12 protein-coding genes are annotated in these 20,414 nt (G+C 38.8%); 6 read left to right on the top strand and 6 right to left on the bottom strand.

The genetic code is table 11. The annotated features are described in order from the left end of the window. The 6 genes from UXI14_RS03910 to UXI14_RS03885 all read right to left on the bottom strand — a co-directional run bounded on the left by UXI14_RS03910 (nucleotide 1) and on the right by UXI14_RS03885 (nucleotide 10,623). Nucleotides 1-1,116 (bottom strand): TonB-dependent receptor, encoded by a 1,116-nt coding sequence (locus tag UXI14_RS03910; RefSeq protein ID WP_335964945.1) that lies wholly within the window; start codon nucleotides 1,114-1,116, stop codon nucleotides 1-3. Continuing rightward, entirely contained in the window at nucleotides 1,080-3,092 is a 2,013-nt protein-coding gene (locus UXI14_RS03905; protein ID WP_335964943.1) for a SusC/RagA family TonB-linked outer membrane protein, read from the bottom strand. Before UXI14_RS03905 ends, UXI14_RS03910 begins: the two co-directional genes overlap by 37 nt. 240 nt (nucleotides 3,093-3,332) lie before the next feature. Next, nucleotides 3,333-4,769 (bottom strand): alpha-amylase, encoded by a 1,437-nt coding sequence (locus UXI14_RS03900; RefSeq protein ID WP_335964942.1) that lies wholly within the window; start codon nucleotides 4,767-4,769, stop codon nucleotides 3,333-3,335. 214 nt (nucleotides 4,770-4,983) lie between these two features. Further along, entirely contained in the window at nucleotides 4,984-6,054 is a 1,071-nt protein-coding gene (locus tag UXI14_RS03895; protein ID WP_335964941.1) for a SusE domain-containing protein, read from the bottom strand. A 16-nt stretch (nucleotides 6,055-6,070) separates the two neighbouring features. After that, nucleotides 6,071-7,699 carry a RagB/SusD family nutrient uptake outer membrane protein gene (locus tag UXI14_RS03890; RefSeq protein WP_335964940.1) on the bottom strand — a complete coding sequence of 543 codons (1,629 nt, stop codon included), beginning with the start codon at nucleotides 7,697-7,699 and terminating at the stop codon, nucleotides 6,071-6,073. 11 nt (nucleotides 7,700-7,710) lie between these two features. Then, on the bottom strand, nucleotides 7,711-10,623 hold the full coding sequence (locus UXI14_RS03885; protein WP_335964939.1) for a TonB-dependent receptor: 2,913 nt from the start codon (nucleotides 10,621-10,623) through the stop codon (nucleotides 7,711-7,713). A gap of 299 nt (nucleotides 10,624-10,922) precedes the next feature. On the opposite strand from UXI14_RS03885, the gene UXI14_RS03880 reads away from it, so the two are divergent. The 6 genes from UXI14_RS03880 to UXI14_RS03855 all read left to right on the top strand — a co-directional run bounded on the left by UXI14_RS03880 (nucleotide 10,923) and on the right by UXI14_RS03855 (nucleotide 20,321). Then, on the top strand, nucleotides 10,923-11,945 hold the full coding sequence (locus UXI14_RS03880) for a LacI family DNA-binding transcriptional regulator (protein WP_277901204.1): 1,023 nt from the start codon (nucleotides 10,923-10,925) through the stop codon (nucleotides 11,943-11,945). Nucleotides 11,946-12,153: 208 nt separating this feature from the next. Continuing rightward, nucleotides 12,154-13,527 carry an MFS transporter gene (locus UXI14_RS03875; RefSeq protein ID WP_277901205.1) on the top strand — a complete coding sequence of 458 codons (1,374 nt, stop codon included), beginning with the start codon at nucleotides 12,154-12,156 and terminating at the stop codon, nucleotides 13,525-13,527. A gap of 10 nt (nucleotides 13,528-13,537) precedes the next feature. Beyond that, the gene (gene pgmB, locus UXI14_RS03870; RefSeq protein WP_335964937.1) at nucleotides 13,538-14,197 is read left to right on the top strand and encodes a beta-phosphoglucomutase; all 660 of its coding nucleotides are present in this window, start codon (nucleotides 13,538-13,540) and stop codon (nucleotides 14,195-14,197) included. A 1-nt stretch (nucleotide 14,198) separates the two neighbouring features. Continuing rightward, the gene (locus UXI14_RS03865) at nucleotides 14,199-16,493 is read left to right on the top strand and encodes a glycoside hydrolase family 65 protein (RefSeq protein ID WP_335964936.1); all 2,295 of its coding nucleotides are present in this window, start codon (nucleotides 14,199-14,201) and stop codon (nucleotides 16,491-16,493) included. Nucleotides 16,494-16,600: 107 nt separating this feature from the next. After that, nucleotides 16,601-18,445 carry a glycoside hydrolase family 13 protein gene (locus UXI14_RS03860; protein ID WP_335964935.1) on the top strand — a complete coding sequence of 615 codons (1,845 nt, stop codon included), beginning with the start codon at nucleotides 16,601-16,603 and terminating at the stop codon, nucleotides 18,443-18,445. Nucleotides 18,446-18,521: 76 nt separating this feature from the next. Further along, a complete protein-coding gene (locus tag UXI14_RS03855; RefSeq protein WP_335964934.1) occupies nucleotides 18,522-20,321 on the top strand; it encodes an alpha-amylase family protein in 1,800 nt (599 codons plus the stop codon). Nucleotides 20,322-20,414: the final 93 nt, after the last annotated feature.

Below are 20,414 nucleotides of genomic sequence, written 5' to 3'. Positions count from 1 at the left end.
TTAAAAAGTTGCATTAATTCCAAACGTAATCGTTCTCGGTCTTGGAAAACTTGTGTAATCTATCCCCAAAGAAGGAATGTCGTTTAAAGGTTTTGGAGTGTTTACTTCTGGGTCTAAACCAGTATAATCTGTAATTACAAATAGATTTTGTCCAGTTACGTTAAACCTTAAAGCATCGAGAAACCAACCTTCTCTTATCGGGAAGTTATAGCCAATGGATGCATTTTGCAATCTTACAAAATCTCCTTTCTCCAAGAACCTTGTGGAAACGTCGGGTGCATTGGCGGGCGATTCACCATTTGTCAATACATTTTGGGTAACATTTTTACCACTGCCTATAATACCTGCGGTAAAGAAGGCATTGGCATTGTTATTATAAATATACTGCCCAAATTGCCCCGTAAAGAATGCATTGAAATCCCAGTTTTTGTACGATAAGCTGGTAGAAAGCCCAGAAGTTACTTTTGGTAAGGCACTTTTATCAACAAATTCCTGTATGTCCCCATTTGGGTATACGGAAATACCATTTTCATCATATCCTCCAAATTTTCTTAGGTAGTAAGAAAACAAAGGATATCCTCCAGTTAATAATTGCGCATAGGCTCCGGTTAATCCGTTACCATTAATGGCACCAGTTTGGATTTGCCCATCAAAGTTCTTAACCATATTATCGTTGTATGCAATATTAAATCCTAGGTTCCAGTTTAAGTTATCTGCTTGGATTAAGTCGTAATTAATTGCAAATTCAATACCCTTATTAATAACATCGGCATCCACATTGCCAAAATAAAAGGGTTGAGGCGAGGGTTGGGCAGCTTCCTGTTTTAACAATAGGTCTTTGGTTGTTTTATGGTAAAGGTCAATACTACCGTTTAAACGTTCGTTCATAAACCCAAAATCAATCCCTATGTTTGCTTGTGCGGTTTCTTCCCATTTAAGCGTACTGTCGGGAAATGCAACCAATCCAAGTGTTGGAGGGTTAACATCTCCACCATTGCTAATACCAATACCGCCAAAACGTTGTCTATAGGTAAAATTTCCATATCCTAAACCATCCTGATTACCGGTAATACCATATCCTAAACGAAGTTTAAGCGTGGAAAAGGTTTCTCCCACAAAAAATCTTCTTGATCGAGCCTCCATGCAAAAGCTCCGGAAGGAAAATAACCATATCTATTATCGGGTCCAAATCTAGAAGATCCATCGGCTCGTAGTGTAAAAGTGAAAATATACTTTTCCATGAGCGTGTAATTAACCCTTCCAAAATAAGATTGTAACTCATCGGTATAATCATAGGTATCGGCCGCCACCGCAGTTAAGGGTACACCCGAAGGAGCGGATAGAGCTTCGTTTCCTGATATTTCTGGGAATAAACGGTTAACAAAAAGCCCGTCTGCATCATATCCATATTGTTGATACGATCCTGTAATTGAGTTTTCTATGATATTTCTGGACATTTCCAGTTCGTCGAACATTTCGTCCATGTTCCTTGATGAGTATCCAAAGCCTTGGACAGTTCTCCCGGCTGTTTTAAAACTTTGATAAGAATATCCAACCAAAACTTCCAACTTAGAATTGCTAAAATCCTTTGTATAGTTAAGGGTGGCATCGAATAATTCGTTTTTATTGTAATTATTGGCAAAGAAGCCTTTACCATTTACCGGTGCCCCATTACTTAATCCAGTAATATTACCGGACAATGCCTGGTTTTTTTCTGCGGAAGACTCGTCGTACCCTAAATTGATTTTAGCTTTTAAACCTTCAATGATTTCATACTCTGCCGAAATATTTGCCAGATACCTGTTTGTATTGGTCATGTCTTTAAAATATTCCAAAGCCTGTGAAGGAATTATATCATTACCTGTTGAAAAAGTCGGGTCTGTAGGCCATGTTGGATTGGCAAAATACGTAGCACCCAATAAATCTCCGGTAGAACCTGCTGTATTTGTAATCATTGGAGCATCGTCATTCACTCTGGAAATTGTACCGTTAAAATCAATTTTTAGCTTATCGTCTAAAAAGCGTTGAGAAAGGTTTACCCTTCCTGTAATTCTTTCTTGAGCCGAGTTTCTTATGATTCCGTTTTGATCGCTATAGCTAAATGAAGCCCTAACAAAACCAGAACCGTAATTATTGGAATATGCCAGGTTTTGATCTGTAGAAAAAGCAGTTCTCATTAAATAATCCTGCCAATCTGTATCTGCTCCAAAATCCAAGGCGCTTCTATCGCCCCCATATTGATCTATTGCATCAAGGTATTGTTCCCTGTCTAGTAAGTCGAATGTTTTTGCGGCTACAGAAACACTGGTATTTGAAGAAAACTCAAACTTTCCGCCCTGGCCTGCTTTTCCGCTTTTGGTAGTAATTAAAATAACCCCATTGGCGGCACGGGAACCATAAATAGCCGTTGCAGAGGCATCTTTTAAAACGGTCATGCTCTCAATGTCGTTCGGGTTTAGGAAATTCAATGGGTTTTTTGCCGAACTTGTACCAGCTCCTAGATCGGCTCCATCGGCAGCAGTATTATTTCCGGCTAGGGGAACTCCATCTACTACAAATAAAGGGTTGTTGTTTGAGCGGACAGAAGCGGTACCTCTAATCCTAACTTGAACACCTGCTCCTGGTTCGCCACTGGTTTGGGTAATCTGTACTCCGGCAGTTTTACCTTGAATGAGTTGTTCGGGAGAAGCAATAACGCCTTGGTTAAAATCTTCCGACCCAACAACGGCAACAGCTCCGGTAGCATCTTCTTTGGTCGTGGTACCATATCCAATTACTATTACCTCGTCCAGTGCCTGTGCATCTTCTGTTAAGGTTGCATTAATGGTAGATTGCCCGTTTACCGGGATTTCCTTACTGGAAAAACCTACATAACTGAATACCAAAACAGCACCCGATGCAACATTGTCCAAGGTGTAATTTCCGTCAAAATCTGTTTGCGTTCCATTTGATGTTCCTTTTACCAGAACATTGGCCCCAGGAAGTGGGCCGGTTGCGTCAGAGACTGTTCCACTTACAGTCTGGGCTTTAGCCATGCTGAAACACAGAAATGCTCCAACAAGGACTAAGCCTTTCAGAAAATTGTTCTTCATACAATTAAATTTTAAAGTTCAAATAGTTAGCTTCATTTAACAAGGTATGTAGCCGTTTTCTTTGTGTAAGGTGGTTTATTACTGTTTAAAACGACTGTATTTTAATGTTAAATAGTTTTAAAATTATGTGAATATATGAAAATATTACAAGTTATATGATAGAAATATAAAAAAAATAGCTAAAATTTTAACGCAACAATAATTGTTGTTTTTACTTTTAAATGATGCGCGTATTGCCTATTATTTTGTTGGGGTAACAGACCAAATAGTATAACTATTTGCAGGTACTTCAATATAAGCTTCTCCATTTGTATCTGAAAGGGGTGTAGCCATTGAATTTAGGCTATAATCCATTAAATAACTGTTGTTCCAGTTGGTTTTTATCAATCGTTTTTTAATGTTTTCAGAAGTGTTGATGTATAAAATTAATCCGGGGTTTTCGGCATTGCCTTTTCTTTTCATAATATATTCATCGTTATCTACATACAAGATTTCTGTTTCACCTGAAGCTAAACTATTATGGATTTTAATTAGCTGTTTCAGTTGTTCTTTAAAATCTTCGTTTTCATAATCAGTATAAAAAATAGTTGGATATCCCGGGTGCGTCAATATATAGGCATAGGCTTTTAGCTTGTTTTCTGGGGAAATATTGTTGTCTTCGTTGGTATCTTTCTCTGTATCATGATTTGCAGTAAAAGTTACTGCTTTGTCTGGGTGTGTTTGCCAAAGCATTTCTTTTTCAAGGTATGTCAAGTCGTTATACCTGTCCAGGGCTTCATCAAGTTTGTAGAAAGTTGAGAAATCAAAAACGCCACTATCGGTTTCGTTTATGTAGTTTGCCAATACTTCTGGGTTTCCGTCCCAAAGCTCGCTTACGGAGAAACCTCCTACTTCGTCAAGCCACATTTTTACTACCCATGGTTCGTAGCCCAAGACATAATCAAAGCGCCAGCCATCAAACCCCATTACGTTTTTATAGTATTTGGCTACCGAATTATCGTTTTTCCATAACCAGTTTTGTACATATTCTTGATGATGGTCTAAATTTTGTTCGGGATAAAACAAGCTCCCATCATCATAATTGCTAGTGCTGTTTGGATAGAAGTTTTCATAATTTCTATTGAACATTCCCGATGCATTCCCATGTGTTTCATCGAAAAGGGTAAAAGTATTTTTATCGCGGTAGGGGTTGTATTCTTCGCCTCCTCCTGAATTATGGTTGATAACGATATCGGCAATTACTTCCAGGTCGTTGTTATGTGCTTTGGTAATTAAATTCTCCAATTCTTCACGGCTTCCAAAACGGGTTTTTACGGTACCGTGTTGCTCAAATTCGCCAAAGTCAAAATAGTCGGAAGGATCGTACCCCATGGAATAGCCGCCAGATTGCCCTTTTGTAGCTACAGGAAGCCATAATCTGTTAATTCCCGAAGCGCTCCAGTCATCGACTTTTTCAGAAAGTATGTTCCACCATTCACCTCTGGGTTCTACGTCCCAATAAAAAGCTTGCATCATTACCCGGCTTCCATTGTCGATACTGGAAAGATCCAAAGGAACCAGTTCAATATTGGTTGGGGTTTCGTCGGGTTCGGGGGTCGTGACTTGGTCGTCGTCGTTAGTGCATGCACACATCCATAAAGCAAAAAGGGGAAGTATAAAAGAAATTTTAGTTTTCATCTGTATAAAATTTTTAAGACATTCGGCAATTCGCAAAAATTTTATTCATGTCGGTTGGTAAATTTCTGCATGAAAAAATTTATGCTCATTTCATAATTGAAGAATTTATTTTTAATGGAAATTTATGTATGTCAAAAACGGAAGATATATGCATTTACATCTTCCGCTTTCTACTAACTATACATACAAAAGATTTTGCGTACTGTTTGTAAAATTACAATGCTTCCAAGCTGTATTCCAGCGTGTCGAAATTCACTGTAATATTATAATTTCCGGCTGTTACAGGAATGTTGTCTCCTCCATTATCTATGGTTCCATCGGTTCCGTTGTCGCCAAAATTTACACCCCAGTCATTGTTTAAGCGAAATTTAATTTCACCATCGGTAAGCGTGGTTGTTGCATTCCAGGTATTTGTTGCGGCATCAAACGTTAAAGGTGCATCCGGGCCATCCCATCCGTTTGGAGTTGCGTCGCCCACTAACCCCCATGAATATGGCTCTAATGAATATGTAAGTTCGTTTGTGTTAAATGCTATTTTATAGGAGCCTGCCGTAACTTTAATATTGTCCCCTGCATCCTCTAAAGTGCCATCGGCTCCGGTATCTCCATAATTGCTGGCCCAATCGTTGTTCTCTCTAAATTTAATTTCGCCATCTGTCAAGTTAACATATGCCACAATAACATCTGGGTCGTCTGTTTTAATAAAAGGTGCATCTGGGCCGTCCCATCCATTTGGGGCGGCATCGCCCACAACCCCCCATGTGGTTAAAAGGTCATTGGTATTATCGTTATCGTTGGCTTCAACCAAAACTACATTAATAGGTACTGCTTCTGAAAGTTGTTCTACCGTGTTGGCAGCATCGTCGCCTACATAGGCCCTTACACGAAAATAGAGTGTTCCGGTGTTGGGCGCTTCTGTTTCGGGATCATTGTCCAGCCCGGCATCAGTAGCCAAATCCAACATGTTTTTTACGGTAACGCCATAATTGGTTTCTGTTATATCGTTGGCAAGTGCATCAATACTTTCAAAGCTTTCTGTGATTGCTGCTTGCAATTCGTATTTTATCGGGGTAGGGGCATCAAAATCTACCGCATTCCAAATAAAGCGTTCAGCTAGATTGTCACCATTTTCCGCATTTAGTGAATAGGCATCCAAAAAAGTATTTTCAAAAGCTATTCCGTCCGGATCGGGTTTGGCAATAAAGGTAAAGTCATCGTCGCTGGAACAAGCATAAAAGCTTATTGATGCTACGATTATAACGAAAAGGTATGTTGTTTTTTTCATTTTTCTTGATGTTTTGTTAGTAACCAGGATTTTGAGTTAGATTGGTATTTATGGAAATAATATTTGCAGGTAACGGAAACAGGTTTCTGTATGAATCTACAGCGGCCCCATTCTTTACGCCTCCTTTAAAAGGCCATACGTAGCTTGCGGTTGTAAACAAATTGTAACGAATTAAATCTGTTCTTCTTTGTCCTTCCCAATAGAGTTCACGTGCTCTTTCATTCAGTACAAAGTTTAATGTTAAATCGCCAGAAGCAATGTTGCCATTTGTATTTCCATAGGCACGTGTTCTTAATTGATTGATATAACTTACGGCTGTATTTACATTGCCACCAGAACCGCCTCTAAGAACTGCTTCGGCATAATTAAGATAGATTTCTGCCAAACGGATTAACGGAAGGTCGGTATCTACAAAATCGCCTCCGGCATCGCTTCCTGGATTTCCTTCAGAAGTAACATTTTTAAACTTGGTAATTGCATAACCATCGGTAAATGTATTGGCAATGGTATTAATCTCATAACTCTGACCATCGGTATAAAATAGGGCCCTTGTGTCTTCCCATGCTGTAGGGAAGCCATCGTCGTTAAAAGTTGTAGCGGCATCATCAAATTTTTCAACCAAAGCACTGGTGGTACGGTTACCGCCCCAGCCACCATTAACTCCAAAGAGTGAAGGGTCCATATCGCCACCAATGGCAGCGTGTACTAAAAAAGTAGTTCCTCCGTATGTACGCGATTGATTTCCGTCAAAATTAATGGCGAAGATAAATTCGTTTTGGGCTCCATTAGCATTGTTGTCTGCTAGAAAAAGTTCGTCGTAGGCCGAACCATTTCCATTGGCATCATTGGTGTTGATGCTGTAAGATGAAACAATTGCTTTTTCTGAATAGGTAACCGCTTCGGTATATTTGTTTTCTCCTGTCCAGACTTCTGCATTTAGGTATAATTTAGAAAGTAATGCCCAAGCTGCAACACGGTCTACGCGGCCATATTCGTTAGCCTGACTTTCTTTAAGCAGGTCTTGGATTTCAAGTAATTCTGATTCTACATACTGAAAAATTTCAGTCCGGTTGCTTTGTTCCGGGAGCTCTGTAGAAACAAGTGTTACCAAAGGAACGTTTCCATATAAATCAATTAAGTTATAATAAGCAAAGGCTCTTAAAAAACGTGCTTCCGCAATAAAGTATTGCACTTCGGTATCTTCGGCCAAGCTTTCGGCATTTTCAATAAATGAATTGCAAAAAGATACTTCTTGTGCCAAGCGGTAATACATAGCCGCAGTAAAGTCATTGCTGGAATCCCAATTCATTTCATGTAAATTAGGAAGTCCGGGATCTCCCCAACCTACCACAGCATTGTCGGTAGTTAACTCGTTGAGGTTGAATAGCATTCTTGAATATTGCGAGGTCCCTTCGTCAATTCCCGTAATATCGGCTTGTCCAGCAGGACCTTCTTGTCCTGTAAGTGCTAAACTGGCATACAATTTTGCGAGGGCTCCTTTAGCTTCATCGGCATTGGCAAACACATTTTGCTCTGTAAAGCTATCGGGATCTATTGTTGGATCTTGGTTGAGGTCATCATGACAGCCGCTAAAAAGAGCGCTTGTTATAGCTAAAAAGGTTAGTATTTTATATGTCTTTTTCATCGTGTCTTAATTTAAAAATTTAGGTTTACTCCAAATACAAACGATCGTGGCCTCGGGTAGAAATTGTTGTCAATCCCCCCGTTTATTTCAGGGTCTAAACCATTGTAATCTGTAACAATGAGTACGTTTTGAGCCGACCCATAAAACCTAAGATTGGTGTTCTCTATAAAGTCACGAAGCGTATAACCTAATGTGATATTATCTATTTTGAAAAAAGAGGCATTTTGCACATAATAATCGCTTTCTAGGTTAACTTCGGTCAATGCTTTAAAACCTGTGTTGTAATAATCGGTATGCAGGTTGGTAAGAATACTGTTTTCGGTAGCCCTACGCTCATAACTTTTGCTGGATGCCATGTTGTTGTATACATAGTTTCCTAAATTGGCCCGTGTTACTACTGCCAAGTCCCAGTTTTTGTAATTCAAATTGGTATTTAAGCCCATAATTACATCGGCGTAGGGGTTTTTGTATAAATAACGGTCGTCGTTATTAATTTGGTTATCCCCGTTTCTGTCTACAACAGCACCTTCAATTGGTCTTCCGTTTTCATCATAAACTTGCTTGTAGACCCAAAAACTATAAGGAGCATATCCTTCTTTGTGAAGTTGAATCCTGTTTCCTGTTCCTCCATTGATTTCTCCAACTTCTACTTGATCGGGAAGGTTGGTAAGCTCGTTATCGTTAAAAGAAATATTGTAGCCGATGCTCCAGTTAAAATTGTCGGTTTGTACTGGAATTGCATTTAATTCAAACTCAATTCCTTTATTTACCATATCTCCAATATTTTTTTGAATGGAGTTGGAAAAGTTAGTAAAAGGGTCTACCGTAACATTACTGATCAGGTTTTCGGTTTTTTTGATGTATGCATTGACAGAACCAGATATTCTTCTGTTTAAAATGCCGTAATCTATACCTGCATTGAGCGTGTTGCCAACTTCCCATCTTAAATTTTCGTTATAGGCCTCCGGTCGAAAGGTTTGATAAAAGCTATTGCCGAATTGATAATTGGCATTCGATTGACTTTGCGTATATCGGGTTAGGTATAAATAATCAGAAAGACCGGATACATTTCCAATTTCCCCGTAACCAATTCTCAGCTTCAACTCGTTTATAACTTCAGAACCTTCAAGAAACTGTTCGTTGTTGATGTTCCACGCAAACGCAAACGAAGGAAAATAACCCCAACGGTCATTTGGATTTAGTTTAGAAGAGGCATCTGCCCTTAATGTGGCTGTAAACAAATAACGGCTGTCGAAATTATAATTTAACCTCCCAAAATAGGAAAGTAAAACGCTTTTGTTTTTATTAATTGTAGTAGGAGGGATGCCATCTTCTTCTTTTTCACTGTCATAATTATTATCGTCTTCTTCAAAGCTTTGGTATGAATACCCAACTACTGCATTTAAGCTATTTTTGTCATTAAAATCTTTAACGTAGGTTGCATAAGCATCAAAGAGCTTATTGGTTGCAATGTTTCTGTAGTTGGAAAAAGATCCATTCCAGTCAGATTGCGAAGAAGGCATCTGGTCGGAAACAATGGTTCTTCCATGGCTGTTGGATTTATCGATACCAACATTAATAGTTGCTGTAATATCTGGGAAAAAGTGAAGCTTGTAGTCTACTTTTGCATTCCCGATAAAACGCCTTACTTCAGCGGTATCATCTTTTAAGTTTACAAGTGCCACGGGATTTGTAGGCGCTAAATTATTTTGTACACCATCTGTGTTAAGCCAGGTAAAATAACCACCAAAGGGAGAATTTGGATCGTAAATAGCCTGTGTGGGATCGAAATCTACCGAAGCCCCAATAGCATCTCTGTTGGCAAATGCGTTTTCGGTATATGAGCCGCGACCGTTTAATTCTATTTTTAAATGGTCGTCCAGAAAACTCGGGCGGAGATTTACAGAACCGGTGGTCCTGGAAAAATTATCACCTTTTAAAACCCCATCTTGATTGGTATACCCTACCGATGCACGTATAGGCATAAAACCGGCAATGTTCCCGGTGGTGCTAAAATTGTGGTCAAACCCAAATGCTTGCCCGTAAATTTCATCTTGCCAATTGGTGTTGCTATTTCCTAATCGGTTTATGGCATTTTCATCGCCTATGTCATTAATGAGCGTCCTGAATTGATTGGCTTTCATTACAGCTACATAAGATGTTGGATCGTACAAGGTAGTCGAACCTGAATAACTAAATTTAAACTCGTTTCCTTTACCTTTCTTGGTGGTAATCATAATAACACCATTGGCAGCACGCGATCCATAAATGGCGGTTGCCGATGCGTCTTTTAAGACCGTCATGCTTTCTATGTCGTTCGGGTTGATAAAATTGAGCGGATTTCTGGAACCACCCACACCATCGCCATCGGCTAATGGAATACCGTCAACAACATATAACGGGGAGCTGCTTAAAGATAATGAACCTTGTCCGCGAATAACAATGTTTTGTCCTTCTCCGGGGGCACCGCCGCCCGAACTTATGGAAACACCGGCAACCTTTCCTTGAATTAATTGTTGCGGAGATAAAACAGGGCCTTGGTTAAAGTCTTTAGACGATACCAAATCGACCGCGCCGGTTACATCTTTTTTACGTACAGCCCCATAACCAATAACTACTACTTCTTCAAGTTGTTGTGTGTCTTCGGTTAAAGAGACATTTAGGGTGCTTCCACTAACGGTTGCCTCGCTGGTTGTAAACCCTATGTAAGAAAACTGAAGAATGGTCCCATCTTCAGCTTCCATTTGAAAGTTCCCGTCAAAATCGGTCGTTGTTCCCTTGGTACTTCCTTTTATAAGTACATTAACACCCGGGATGGGTGTTCCTGTAGCCGCTTCGGTGACCGTTCCGCTTACCGATTGTTGTGCAAATGCACCCAATGGAACCAGGAAAGCCAGCAGCGTGAATTTCTGAATTAGCTTCATAGATTGTTAGATGATGATTTAATTAACAGTTAGCTTTATTTTTACTTCTCAATGTAAAACTGCTGTAAATTTTGGGTAAAGAAAACGTTTGAGCAAATCTCGAAACCTGCGAAATCGATGTAGTGTTTACAACTTTTTATTTTTTAACAGTTTGGCCCATAAACGAGCCTTAATTTTCTATTTTGTAATAAAAGCAGGTCTTTTTTAAGAATTTTTCATTTTTGACCGTATAAAATATACTTGCAACAAACCTATTTTAGTGCGTACTTTTGTTGAATTGCAACCTTAAGCTCTATTCTATGAAAAAGAAAATAACAATGAAAGAAATAGCCAGGGAATTGGATGTTTCCATTTCCACGGTTTCCAAAGCCTTGAATAACAGTTCAGAAATCAGTCAGGATACCATAGATAAAGTTCAGGCCTTTGCAAAACTATATAACTACAAGCCTAATAATATTGCATTAAGTCTCAAGAACAAAAAAACCAAGAACATTGCAGTTATTATTCCGGAGATTGTGCATCATTTCTTTACAATGATTATAAGTGGAATAGAGCATAAGGCAAATGAATTGGGCTATAATGTAATTGTCTGCCTTTCAAACGAATCTTTTGCCAAAGAAGTCATCAATATGGAAACCATGGCAAATGGGAGCATAGACGGGTTTTTATTGTCATTATCAAAAGAAACTTTGTTGAAAAAAGATTTTCATCATTTACGGGAAGTCATTAATCAAGGAATGCCTTTGGTGATGTTCGATAGGATTTCTGATGAAATTTATTGTGATAAAGTTATTATTGACGATGCAAGAGCCTCCTATAATACTGTAAAGCACCTGGTATATTCCGGTTGTAACCGAATTGCCTTGCTAACAACACCCGATTATGTTTCTGTAGGGAAATTGCGTACTTCGGGTTATATCAATGCTTTAATGGACGAAGGGATAGAAATTGATGAAAAACTTATTGTTAAAATTGATAAAATAGAAGAACTTGAAGAAAAAGTGAAGGTACTTTTTGATACACAAACTTTTGATGCTGTTTTTGGAGTGAACGAATTGTATGCCGTGGTGGCCATGCGCGAGGCGCACAATAGAGGGTTTAAAATTCCGCAACAAATGAGTTTTGTAGGATTTAGCGATGGTATCTTGTCAAAATATGCCTATCCAACTTTAACCACAGTGGTACAACATGGTTACGAAATGGGGCAGAAAGCTGCAAAAATGCTTATCGACCGCCTCGAAAATGAAGATGATGACGGTAGCTATAAAACAGATGTTATTAAAACCTCAATTCTTCAAAGGGAATCTACCAAACCTATTTAACCAACAATTCAATAAGTACAAACGAAAAATTTTCGCAATATCTTTTCGTAAAGAATTTTACCTGGGCAATAGATGTTAAATAACTGCTTGGTAATAAAAAAATTGTATCTTCGCCAACATCAAAACTTATTTTTACTTCTCAATAAACTATATTTAAGTTTTGATAAGTCATAGCGCTTATCGTATTATAAATTAATACATTACGATAATGAAAAAGCGTATTTTAGGTTTCTGGGAAATATGGAACATGAGTTTCGGCTTTCTCGGGATACAATTTGGGTTTGCACTCCAAGGCGGGTTTATGTCGCGTATATTCCAAACACTAGGCGCCGACAAAGATAGCTTGCCTTTGTTATGGATTGCGGCTCCACTTACAGGATTGATCGTTCAGCCCATAATAGGTTATTTTAGTGATAAAACCTGGCATTCCAAGTTAGGAAGACGCCGGCCTTATTTTCTTTTTGGGGCTATATTGAGTTCTCTGGCCTTATTTTTTGTCCCGTACTCATCTGCTTTATGGATGGCAGCTGGCTTTTTATGGGTTTTAGATGCTTCCATAAACATTAGTATGGAGCCTTTCAGGGCTTTAGTTGCCGATAAATTGCATGAATCGCAACGATCGTATGGGTTTGTAGTGCAGGCACTTATTATTGGTGTTGGAACATTGGTAGCTAGCAATTTGCCGTGGTTGGTCAATATTTTGGGAGTAAGTAACGAAGCGGCACCGGGAGTAGTGCCCATGTCGGTAAAAATAGCCTTTGGCATTGGGGCCGTAGTTTTTATAACCAGTATTTTATATACCATTTTTACTACTGATGAATACCCGCCCGAAGACATGGAGGCTTTTAAAGAAATGAAAGTTGCAAGCAGAGGGCGATTTGTGCAAGATATTTTTGAAAATATTGGAAAAATGCCTAAAACAATGGTAAAACTGGGCGTGGTCCAGTTTTTTAGCTGGTTTGCCTTTTTTACTATGTGGAGCATGGCCATGCCTGCATTGACCGAACATGTATATCAAGCACCGGCACCTGTGGAAAAAGCATTTAACTTGGAAAATATAGAACAGCAAAATGCTTTTAATGTGGCCAATAAAAAATACCAAGATGCATCAGACAAAGTAGGATCTGCAATGGGCATATATGGACTTTCGTCCATGGCTTTTGCTTTGGTTCTTGCTTTTTTCGCTTCAAAAAAACGCGTTAACAGGAAGAACACCCATATGTTTTCACTTATAATAGGCGGTATTGGGTTTATATCCATGTATTTTGCTACCAATTTATGGCACCTTTACGGGAGCTTTTTGTTGGTGGGAATAGCATGGGGAAGTATTTTATCAATGCCTTATGCCATGCTTTCCAGCGCTATCGATGCCAAAAAAATGGGCGTTTATATGGGGCTCTTTAATATGTTTATAGTATTGCCGCAAATTCTTGCAGCTTTAGGTGGAATTAATTATATGTATAAACTATTGGGCGATGCTACCATAAACGCTATGATGATAGCCGGTTTTTGTTTAATTCTGGCCGGTTTGGCAAACCTTCTTATAACAAATAAAAAAGCAATTGCTTACACTTTAGATTAATAAAAAATAAATGAAAAAAGAAAAAGGATTTATATTCGATTTGGACGGCGTAATTGTAGACACTGCTAAATTTCATTTTTTAGCATGGAAAAAAGCAGCGGCCGAATTTAACTTCGAGCTTACACCCGAGCTCAACGAAAAGTTGAAAGGCGTAAGCAGGATAGATTCATTAAATAAAATACTTAAATGGGCAAACGCATCGGTTACCAATGAAAAATTTGCCGAACTAAGTTCAGATAAAAATGAAGATTACCTGTCGTATGTGCAAAATATGACAAAAAAAGATATCCTTCCCGGTGTTTACAATATTCTTAGTAACTTGAAAGAGGGTAATTACCCAATGGCCTTGGGTTCTGCCAGTAAAAATGCCTCCACAATCCTGGAAAAAGTAGGCTTGCTGGATATGTTCGACAGTATTGTGGACGGAAATAGCGTAAAAAAAGCAAAACCAGATCCAGAGGTGTTTTTAATTGCCGCCAAAAACCTAAAAATCCCCCCGAAGAAATGCATTGTCTTTGAAGATTCCGAAGCCGGGATAACGGCTGCAAACAATGTCGGAATGATTTCCGTAGGAATTGGCAACAAGAAGCATTTGGGACATGCAGATTATGTGTTTGACAATTTTAATGAAATAACATTTGATTTTTTAAAACAACTTCAACCAAAATAAAATGAATCAGGATTATATAGTGCCAAACGAATGGTCCTTAATTGAAGAAGGATTTCAGGCCGAAAAAGTAAAATCTTCCGAAAGTTTGTTCAGCATGGGGAACGGCGCCATGGGGCAACGCGCAAACTTTGAAGAACAATATTCGGGCGCCACTTTCCAGGGAAGTTACATTGCCGGGGTGTACTATCCCGATAAAACCAAAGTGGGTTGGTGGAAAAATGGCTATCCGGAATATTTTGCAAAAGTATTGAATGCTCCCAACTGGATTGGAATTAATATTGAAATTGAAGGCGAGCCGCTCGATTTATACACTTGCAAGTCGGTTAAAGATTTCCGGAGGGAATTGAACATGAAAGAAGGCTGGCACAAGCGGAGCTTCAATGCCATTTTGCCCAACGATATAGAAATTGAAGTAACTGCAACCCGGTTTTTAAGCTTATATCTCGATGAGGTCGGCGCCATAAAGTACAACGTTACTCCTATTAACAAAAATGCCGAGATTACTTTTATTCCCTATGTGGATGGTGGGATTACAAATGAAGACACAAACTGGGACGATGCTTTTTGGGACGTTTATGATGCCGATACCGAAGGAAATTTTGGATATGTAGTTTCTAAAACCAATAAAACAGAATTTCATGTATGCACGGGAATGGTAAGTGAAATTTTTCTGGACGAAAAACAACAGCAACCAACCCCCGAAATCAATAAGGAATTGTTGAAAACCAGTTTTGGTTATAAGGTAACTGCACAAAAGGGGCAAACAGCATCTATTGAAAAAATGGGCGGTTATGTAACTTCTTTAAACCATCAAAAGGTTAATTTAATCGAAGCTTCCATGAAGGTCCTGCAAAAAGCTTCGGGTCTTGGTTTTGAGGCCCTACTTCAAAAACAAAAAGAAGCTTGGACTGCCATTTGGCAAATGGCCGATATCACCATTGAAGGCGATGTAAAGGCGCAGCAGGGAATCCGGTTTAATATTTTTCACCTTAACCAGACCTATTCGGGAAAAGATGCCCGGTTAAATATTGGTCCGAAAGGCTTTACCGGAGAAAAATACGGCGGAAGTACATATTGGGACACCGAGGCATATTGCATTCCCTTTTACATGGCCACAAAAGACGATAAAGTTGCCCGGAATTTGTTGGCATATCGGTACAACCAACTGGAAAAGGCCATGGAAAATGCCGAAAAGCTTGGTTTTAAAAACGGTGCCGCTTTGTACCCAATGGTAACCATGAACGGCGAAGAATGCCATAACGAATGGGAAATTACCTTTGAAGAAATACACCGTAACGGAGCCATGGTATATGCCATTCATAATTATACACGTTATACGGGCGATTATGGTTATATTCTTGAGATGGGGCTTGAGGTCATGATTGCGATAGCACGTTTCTGGTATCAACGGGCTAATTTTTCATCGGCAAAAAATAAATATGTTATTTTAGGGGTTACCGGTCCCAACGAATACGAAAACAATGTCAATAATAACTGGTATACCAATTACATAGCAAAATGGTGCCTGGAATATGCTGCTGAAAATATTGAAAAGGTAAAAACCGACTTTGAAAAAGATTACAATAGAATTATAGATAAAACACAATTAGCTGCCAAAGAAGTAGCGCAGTGGCTCGATGTTGCCACAAACATGTATTTTCCGTATAGCGAAGACCACCAAGTTTTTTTGCAACAGGACGGTTTTTTGGACAAAGAGTTGATTACCGTTGAAAACTTACCAAAAGACCAACGCCCGATAAACCAAAAATGGTCATGGGACCGTATTTTACGTTCGCCCTATATAAAACAAGCCGATACACTGCAAGGGTTTTACTTTTTTGAAGACCGTTTCAGCAAGGAAGAATTAAAACGCCACTTCGATTTTTACGAACCCTTTACCGTTCATGAATCGTCGCTTTCGCCATGCGTTCACAGTATTCAGGCAGCCGTTTTGGACAGGATGGAACAGGCATACACATTCTATTTGCGGACCTCCCGCCTGGATTTAGACGATTATAATAAGGAAGTGCACGAAGGGCTTCATATTACTTCCATGGCCGGAACATGGATGAGCATTGTTGAAGGTTTTGGCGGTATGCGCTTAAGAGAAGGAAAACTTACTTTCCAACCGAGAATTCCTAAACAATGGAAAGGTTTTTCTTTTAAGGTGAATTTTAGGGGGCAGATCGTTAAAATAAATGTAACTCAAAACGGAACAGCTTTTACAACAGACGGAAAAAACGACTTGACAATTTTGTTGAACGGGAAAGAAACACTGATAAAAGCAAACCAATAAAGCATCTTTTTAAATAGATAATAAAATCCCTTTAAATAAATTGTGGAGACAACAATTCGCAACTAACAAAGGGATTTTATTTGGACGTAAAAATAAATCAATCTATAATGAAAAATAAATATTCACCCCTCTTTATAATACTATTGATGTTTGCGTATGCAAATCTACAAGCACAAATAGAACGAGTGGAACCGCCGTTTTGGTGGAGCGGAATGCAAAAAAGCGAACTTCAATTGATGATTTATGGCGAAAACATAGCCTCTTTTCAACCAAAAACAGATGGAATTGCTATTTTGGAAGTAAAGAAAACAGAAAATACAAATTACCTGTTTATAACCATTGACACCAAAAATGAAGTTGCTCAAAAATTTAATATTGATTTCGAGAAAAACGGAAAAGTTGCTTTTTCTGAGGAATACGAATTAAAAGAACGCAAACAAAATTCGGCACAACGAAAAGGTTTCGATTCATCGGATATGATTTATTTATTGATGCCCGATCGTTTTGCCAATGGAAACACTAAAAACGATAGCCAACCTAATGTAGTTGAAAAAGCAGACAGAACCAAGCAAGGTGGTCGGCATGGAGGCGATATTGAAGGAATTATTAAGCATTTAGATTATATAGAATCGCTTGGCGCCACAGCCATTTGGAGCACGCCGCTTTGTGAGGATAACGATACGGTTTATTCATATCATACGTATGCGCAGAGTGATGTGTATAAAATAGATCCGCGTTATGGCACCAATGAAGATTATAAAAAATTGGCTTCCGAATTGCACCAACGAAACATGAAACTCATCATGGATTATGTGGTGAATCACTGGGGTGCAACACATTGGATGATGGACGATTTGCCCACATACGATTGGATCCATCAATTCCCCGGTTATGCGCAAACAAATTACCGCATGAGCACGCAAATGGATCCGAATGCTTCAGAAATCGACGCAAAAATGTGCATGGATGGATGGTTTGTAAAATCGATGCCCGATTTGAATCAAAGCAATCCTCTTGCACTCAATTACCTAATTCAAAATGCTATTTGGTGGATCGAATATGCCGATTTAGACGGTTTTCGTGTAGACACTTATTCTTACAACGATAAAAAAGGCATTGCAACATGGACCAAAGCCGTAATGGACGAATACCCGAATTTTAATATTGTGGGAGAAATTTGGTTGCACGACCAGGCCCAAATAGCCTATTGGCAAAAAGACAGTAAAATTGGCGCTATTCAAAATTACAATACCTATTTGCCGAGCGTTATGGATTTTACCTTGCACGATGCGGTATCGTCTGCTTTTCATGTTGAAAATCCTTCTTGGGATAAAGGGATGATTCAAGTGTATGAAAACTTTGTGAACGATTTTTTATATCCCGACATAAACAACATATTGGTGTTTGCCGAAAACCATGACACGGGAAGGGTTAATGAAATTTACAACGATATTCAGGATTATAAATTGATAATGACATTATTGGCAACCGTACGTGGCATTCCCCAATTGTATTACGGGTCCGAAATAGGGATGAAAGGCAATAAAGGTAAAGGCGATGGTGATATTAGGAGGGATTTTCCAGGTGGTTGGAAAGAAGATGCCCAAAATGCATTTGTAGCTTCAGATAGAACCGGATTACAAAATGAATATTTTAATTTCACTTCAAAAATATTCAATTGGCGAAAAAAGGCAACTGCTATTCATAACGGAAAAACCACGCAATACCTTCCGCAGGACAATGTGTATGTGTATTTTAGGTATAACGACAATCAAAAAGTAATGGTCGTTATCAATAATAGTAAGGAAAATACAACACTGGATTTAAATAGGTTTAAAGAGAACCTAAAAGAAGCAAAAACCGGAAAAGAGATTATTGGCGGGGAAGAAATTTCTTTGGAAAAGCCTTTAAATATTGTTGGAAAAACAAGTTACATTATTGAAGTTCTATAAAATGATAATGCTGAAAAACATTTTTATTCCATGTGTGTTCTTATCTTTATTCATGGCGTGTAACCCCAATAGTAAAATGGACAATTTAAAGGAAGAAAAGCAAACCAATTCAAAAAAAGTAGTATATCAGGTATTTACCAGGCTATTCGGGAATACCAAAACTACCAATAAACCTTGGGGGACCATTGAAGAAAACGGAGTTGGTAAATTTGTAGATTTTACCGATAAGGCTTTGCATGAAATTAAAGATTTAGGGGTTACGCATATTTGGTATACAGGTGTGCCGCACCATGCTTTGGTGAACGATTATACCCAATACGGAATTTCCAACGACGATCCCGAAGTGGTAAAAGGACGTGCCGGCTCGCCATATGCGGTTAAGGATTATTACAACGTAAATCCCGATTTGGCTGTGAATCCGGCACATCGTTTGGATGAATTTAAACAATTAGTGGAGCGTACACATAAGGCGGGCTTAAAAGTAATTATCGATATTGTGCCCAATCATGTTGCCAGAAAATACAAAAGCATTTCGGCTCCAAATGGGGTAGAAGGTTTTGGGGTTCTTGATGACACTTCGGTTACTTATAAAAAAGACAATAATTTTTACTACAACCCGAATGAAGCCTTTAAGTTACCGGAATGGAAAGACGGATACCTTCCTTTAGGGGGTGAAAAAAATGCTTTAATTGATGGTAAGTTTGACGAAAACCCTGCAAAATGGACAGGAAACGGGGCAAGGGCCTCACAACCCGACCAAAACGATTGGTACGAAACCGTAAAGGTGAATTACGGAATTTCTCCAGACGGACAAAAGGATTTCGACACGCTTCCCAACAATTTTGATGAAGCCGATTATAAATTGCATTATGAATTTTGGCAAGACAAGGATGTTCCCGATTCTTGGAAAAAATTTAAAGATATTGCCTTGTACTGGCTGGATGTTGGTGTGGATGGTTTTCGTTACGATATGGCCGAAATGGTTCCGGTGGAATTTTGGAGCTATATGAATTCAGCTATAAAAACAAAAAATCCAGATGCTTTTTTAATGGCAGAGGTGTACAGTCCCGATTTGTATCGTGCATACATCCGTAAAGGAAAAATGGACTATTTGTACGATAAAGTAGATATGTACGATTCCATCAAGCATATTATGAAAGGTTACGGTTGGACAGACCATATTCCGGTAGTACGAAATAAGTTTGAAGATATAGAGCCGCATATGCTGTATTTTCTGGAAAATCATGACGAACAGCGTATTGCAAGTCCGCAATTTGTAGGAAAAGCCGAAATAGCCAAACCTGCCATGACGGTTTTGACCACCATAGGAACGTCACCAATAATGATTTATTTTGGGCAGGAAGTGGGCGAGCCCGGAGCCGAAGATGCCGGATTTGGCAAACCTAGTCGGACTTCAATTTTCGACTATATTGGCGTGCCGCATCACCAAAGGTGGATGAACAACGGGAAGTTTGATGGCGGCCAATTATCCAAAGACGAAAAAGCATTGCGGGATTTTTATAAGCGACTGCTCAATATTGCCATTCATAATGAAGCCATTATGGGGGAAAGCAGGGAAATTCATTATTACAATAAAGAACATACAAACAATTATAACCACCGGGTATTTTCATTTGTCCGCTATACAGCCAATGAAAAATTGATTGTAGTTTCAAATTTTGATGAAGAAACATCTTATGAGTTTGCGCTTAAAATTCCGAAGGAAATTATTCGGGAATGGAAACTTAATAAGAAAAATTACATTTTGACCGACTTGTTATATGGCGAAAAGAACAACTTATCGTTAAGAAACGATGAAGGCTCCATAAAAATAAGGATTAATCCGTTGCAATCGTTTATTTTTGAAGTTTTATAGAGTCTGAAGTTGGAAAGTTGTATAAACGCATATGTGCTTTTTAATTCCCGAAAATATCGGGCTGGAAAAGTCGAAACGAGTTCCTAATAGATA

Source organism: Galbibacter sp. PAP.153, assembly GCF_037029175.1.
GTDB lineage: Bacteria > Bacteroidota > Bacteroidia > Flavobacteriales > Flavobacteriaceae > Galbibacter > Galbibacter pacificus.
The sequence above is the reverse complement of the archived record's forward strand: the minus strand, read 5'-3'. Positions and strand labels throughout refer to the sequence as shown.

Excerpts from the sequence above, each read along its gene's own strand:
- UXI14_RS03905 (WP_335964943.1), bottom strand. The coding sequence starts at position 3,092 with ATGAAGAACAATTTTCTGAAAGGCTTAGTCCTTGTTGGAGCATTTCTG.
- UXI14_RS03900 (WP_335964942.1), bottom strand. The coding sequence starts at position 4,769 with ATGAAAACTAAAATTTCTTTTATACTTCCCCTTTTTGCTTTATGGATG.
- UXI14_RS03895 (WP_335964941.1), bottom strand. The coding sequence starts at position 6,054 with ATGAAAAAAACAACATACCTTTTCGTTATAATCGTAGCATCAATAAGC.
- UXI14_RS03890 (WP_335964940.1), bottom strand. The coding sequence starts at position 7,699 with ATGAAAAAGACATATAAAATACTAACCTTTTTAGCTATAACAAGCGCT.
- UXI14_RS03885 (WP_335964939.1), bottom strand. The coding sequence starts at position 10,623 with ATGAAGCTAATTCAGAAATTCACGCTGCTGGCTTTCCTGGTTCCATTG.
- UXI14_RS03880 (WP_277901204.1), top strand. The coding sequence starts at position 10,923 with ATGAAAAAGAAAATAACAATGAAAGAAATAGCCAGGGAATTGGATGTT.
- UXI14_RS03875 (WP_277901205.1), top strand. The coding sequence starts at position 12,154 with ATGAAAAAGCGTATTTTAGGTTTCTGGGAAATATGGAACATGAGTTTC.
- pgmB (WP_335964937.1), top strand. The coding sequence starts at position 13,538 with ATGAAAAAAGAAAAAGGATTTATATTCGATTTGGACGGCGTAATTGTA.
- UXI14_RS03865 (WP_335964936.1), top strand. The coding sequence starts at position 14,199 with ATGAATCAGGATTATATAGTGCCAAACGAATGGTCCTTAATTGAAGAA.
- UXI14_RS03860 (WP_335964935.1), top strand. The coding sequence starts at position 16,601 with ATGAAAAATAAATATTCACCCCTCTTTATAATACTATTGATGTTTGCG.
- UXI14_RS03855 (WP_335964934.1), top strand. The coding sequence starts at position 18,522 with ATGGACAATTTAAAGGAAGAAAAGCAAACCAATTCAAAAAAAGTAGTA.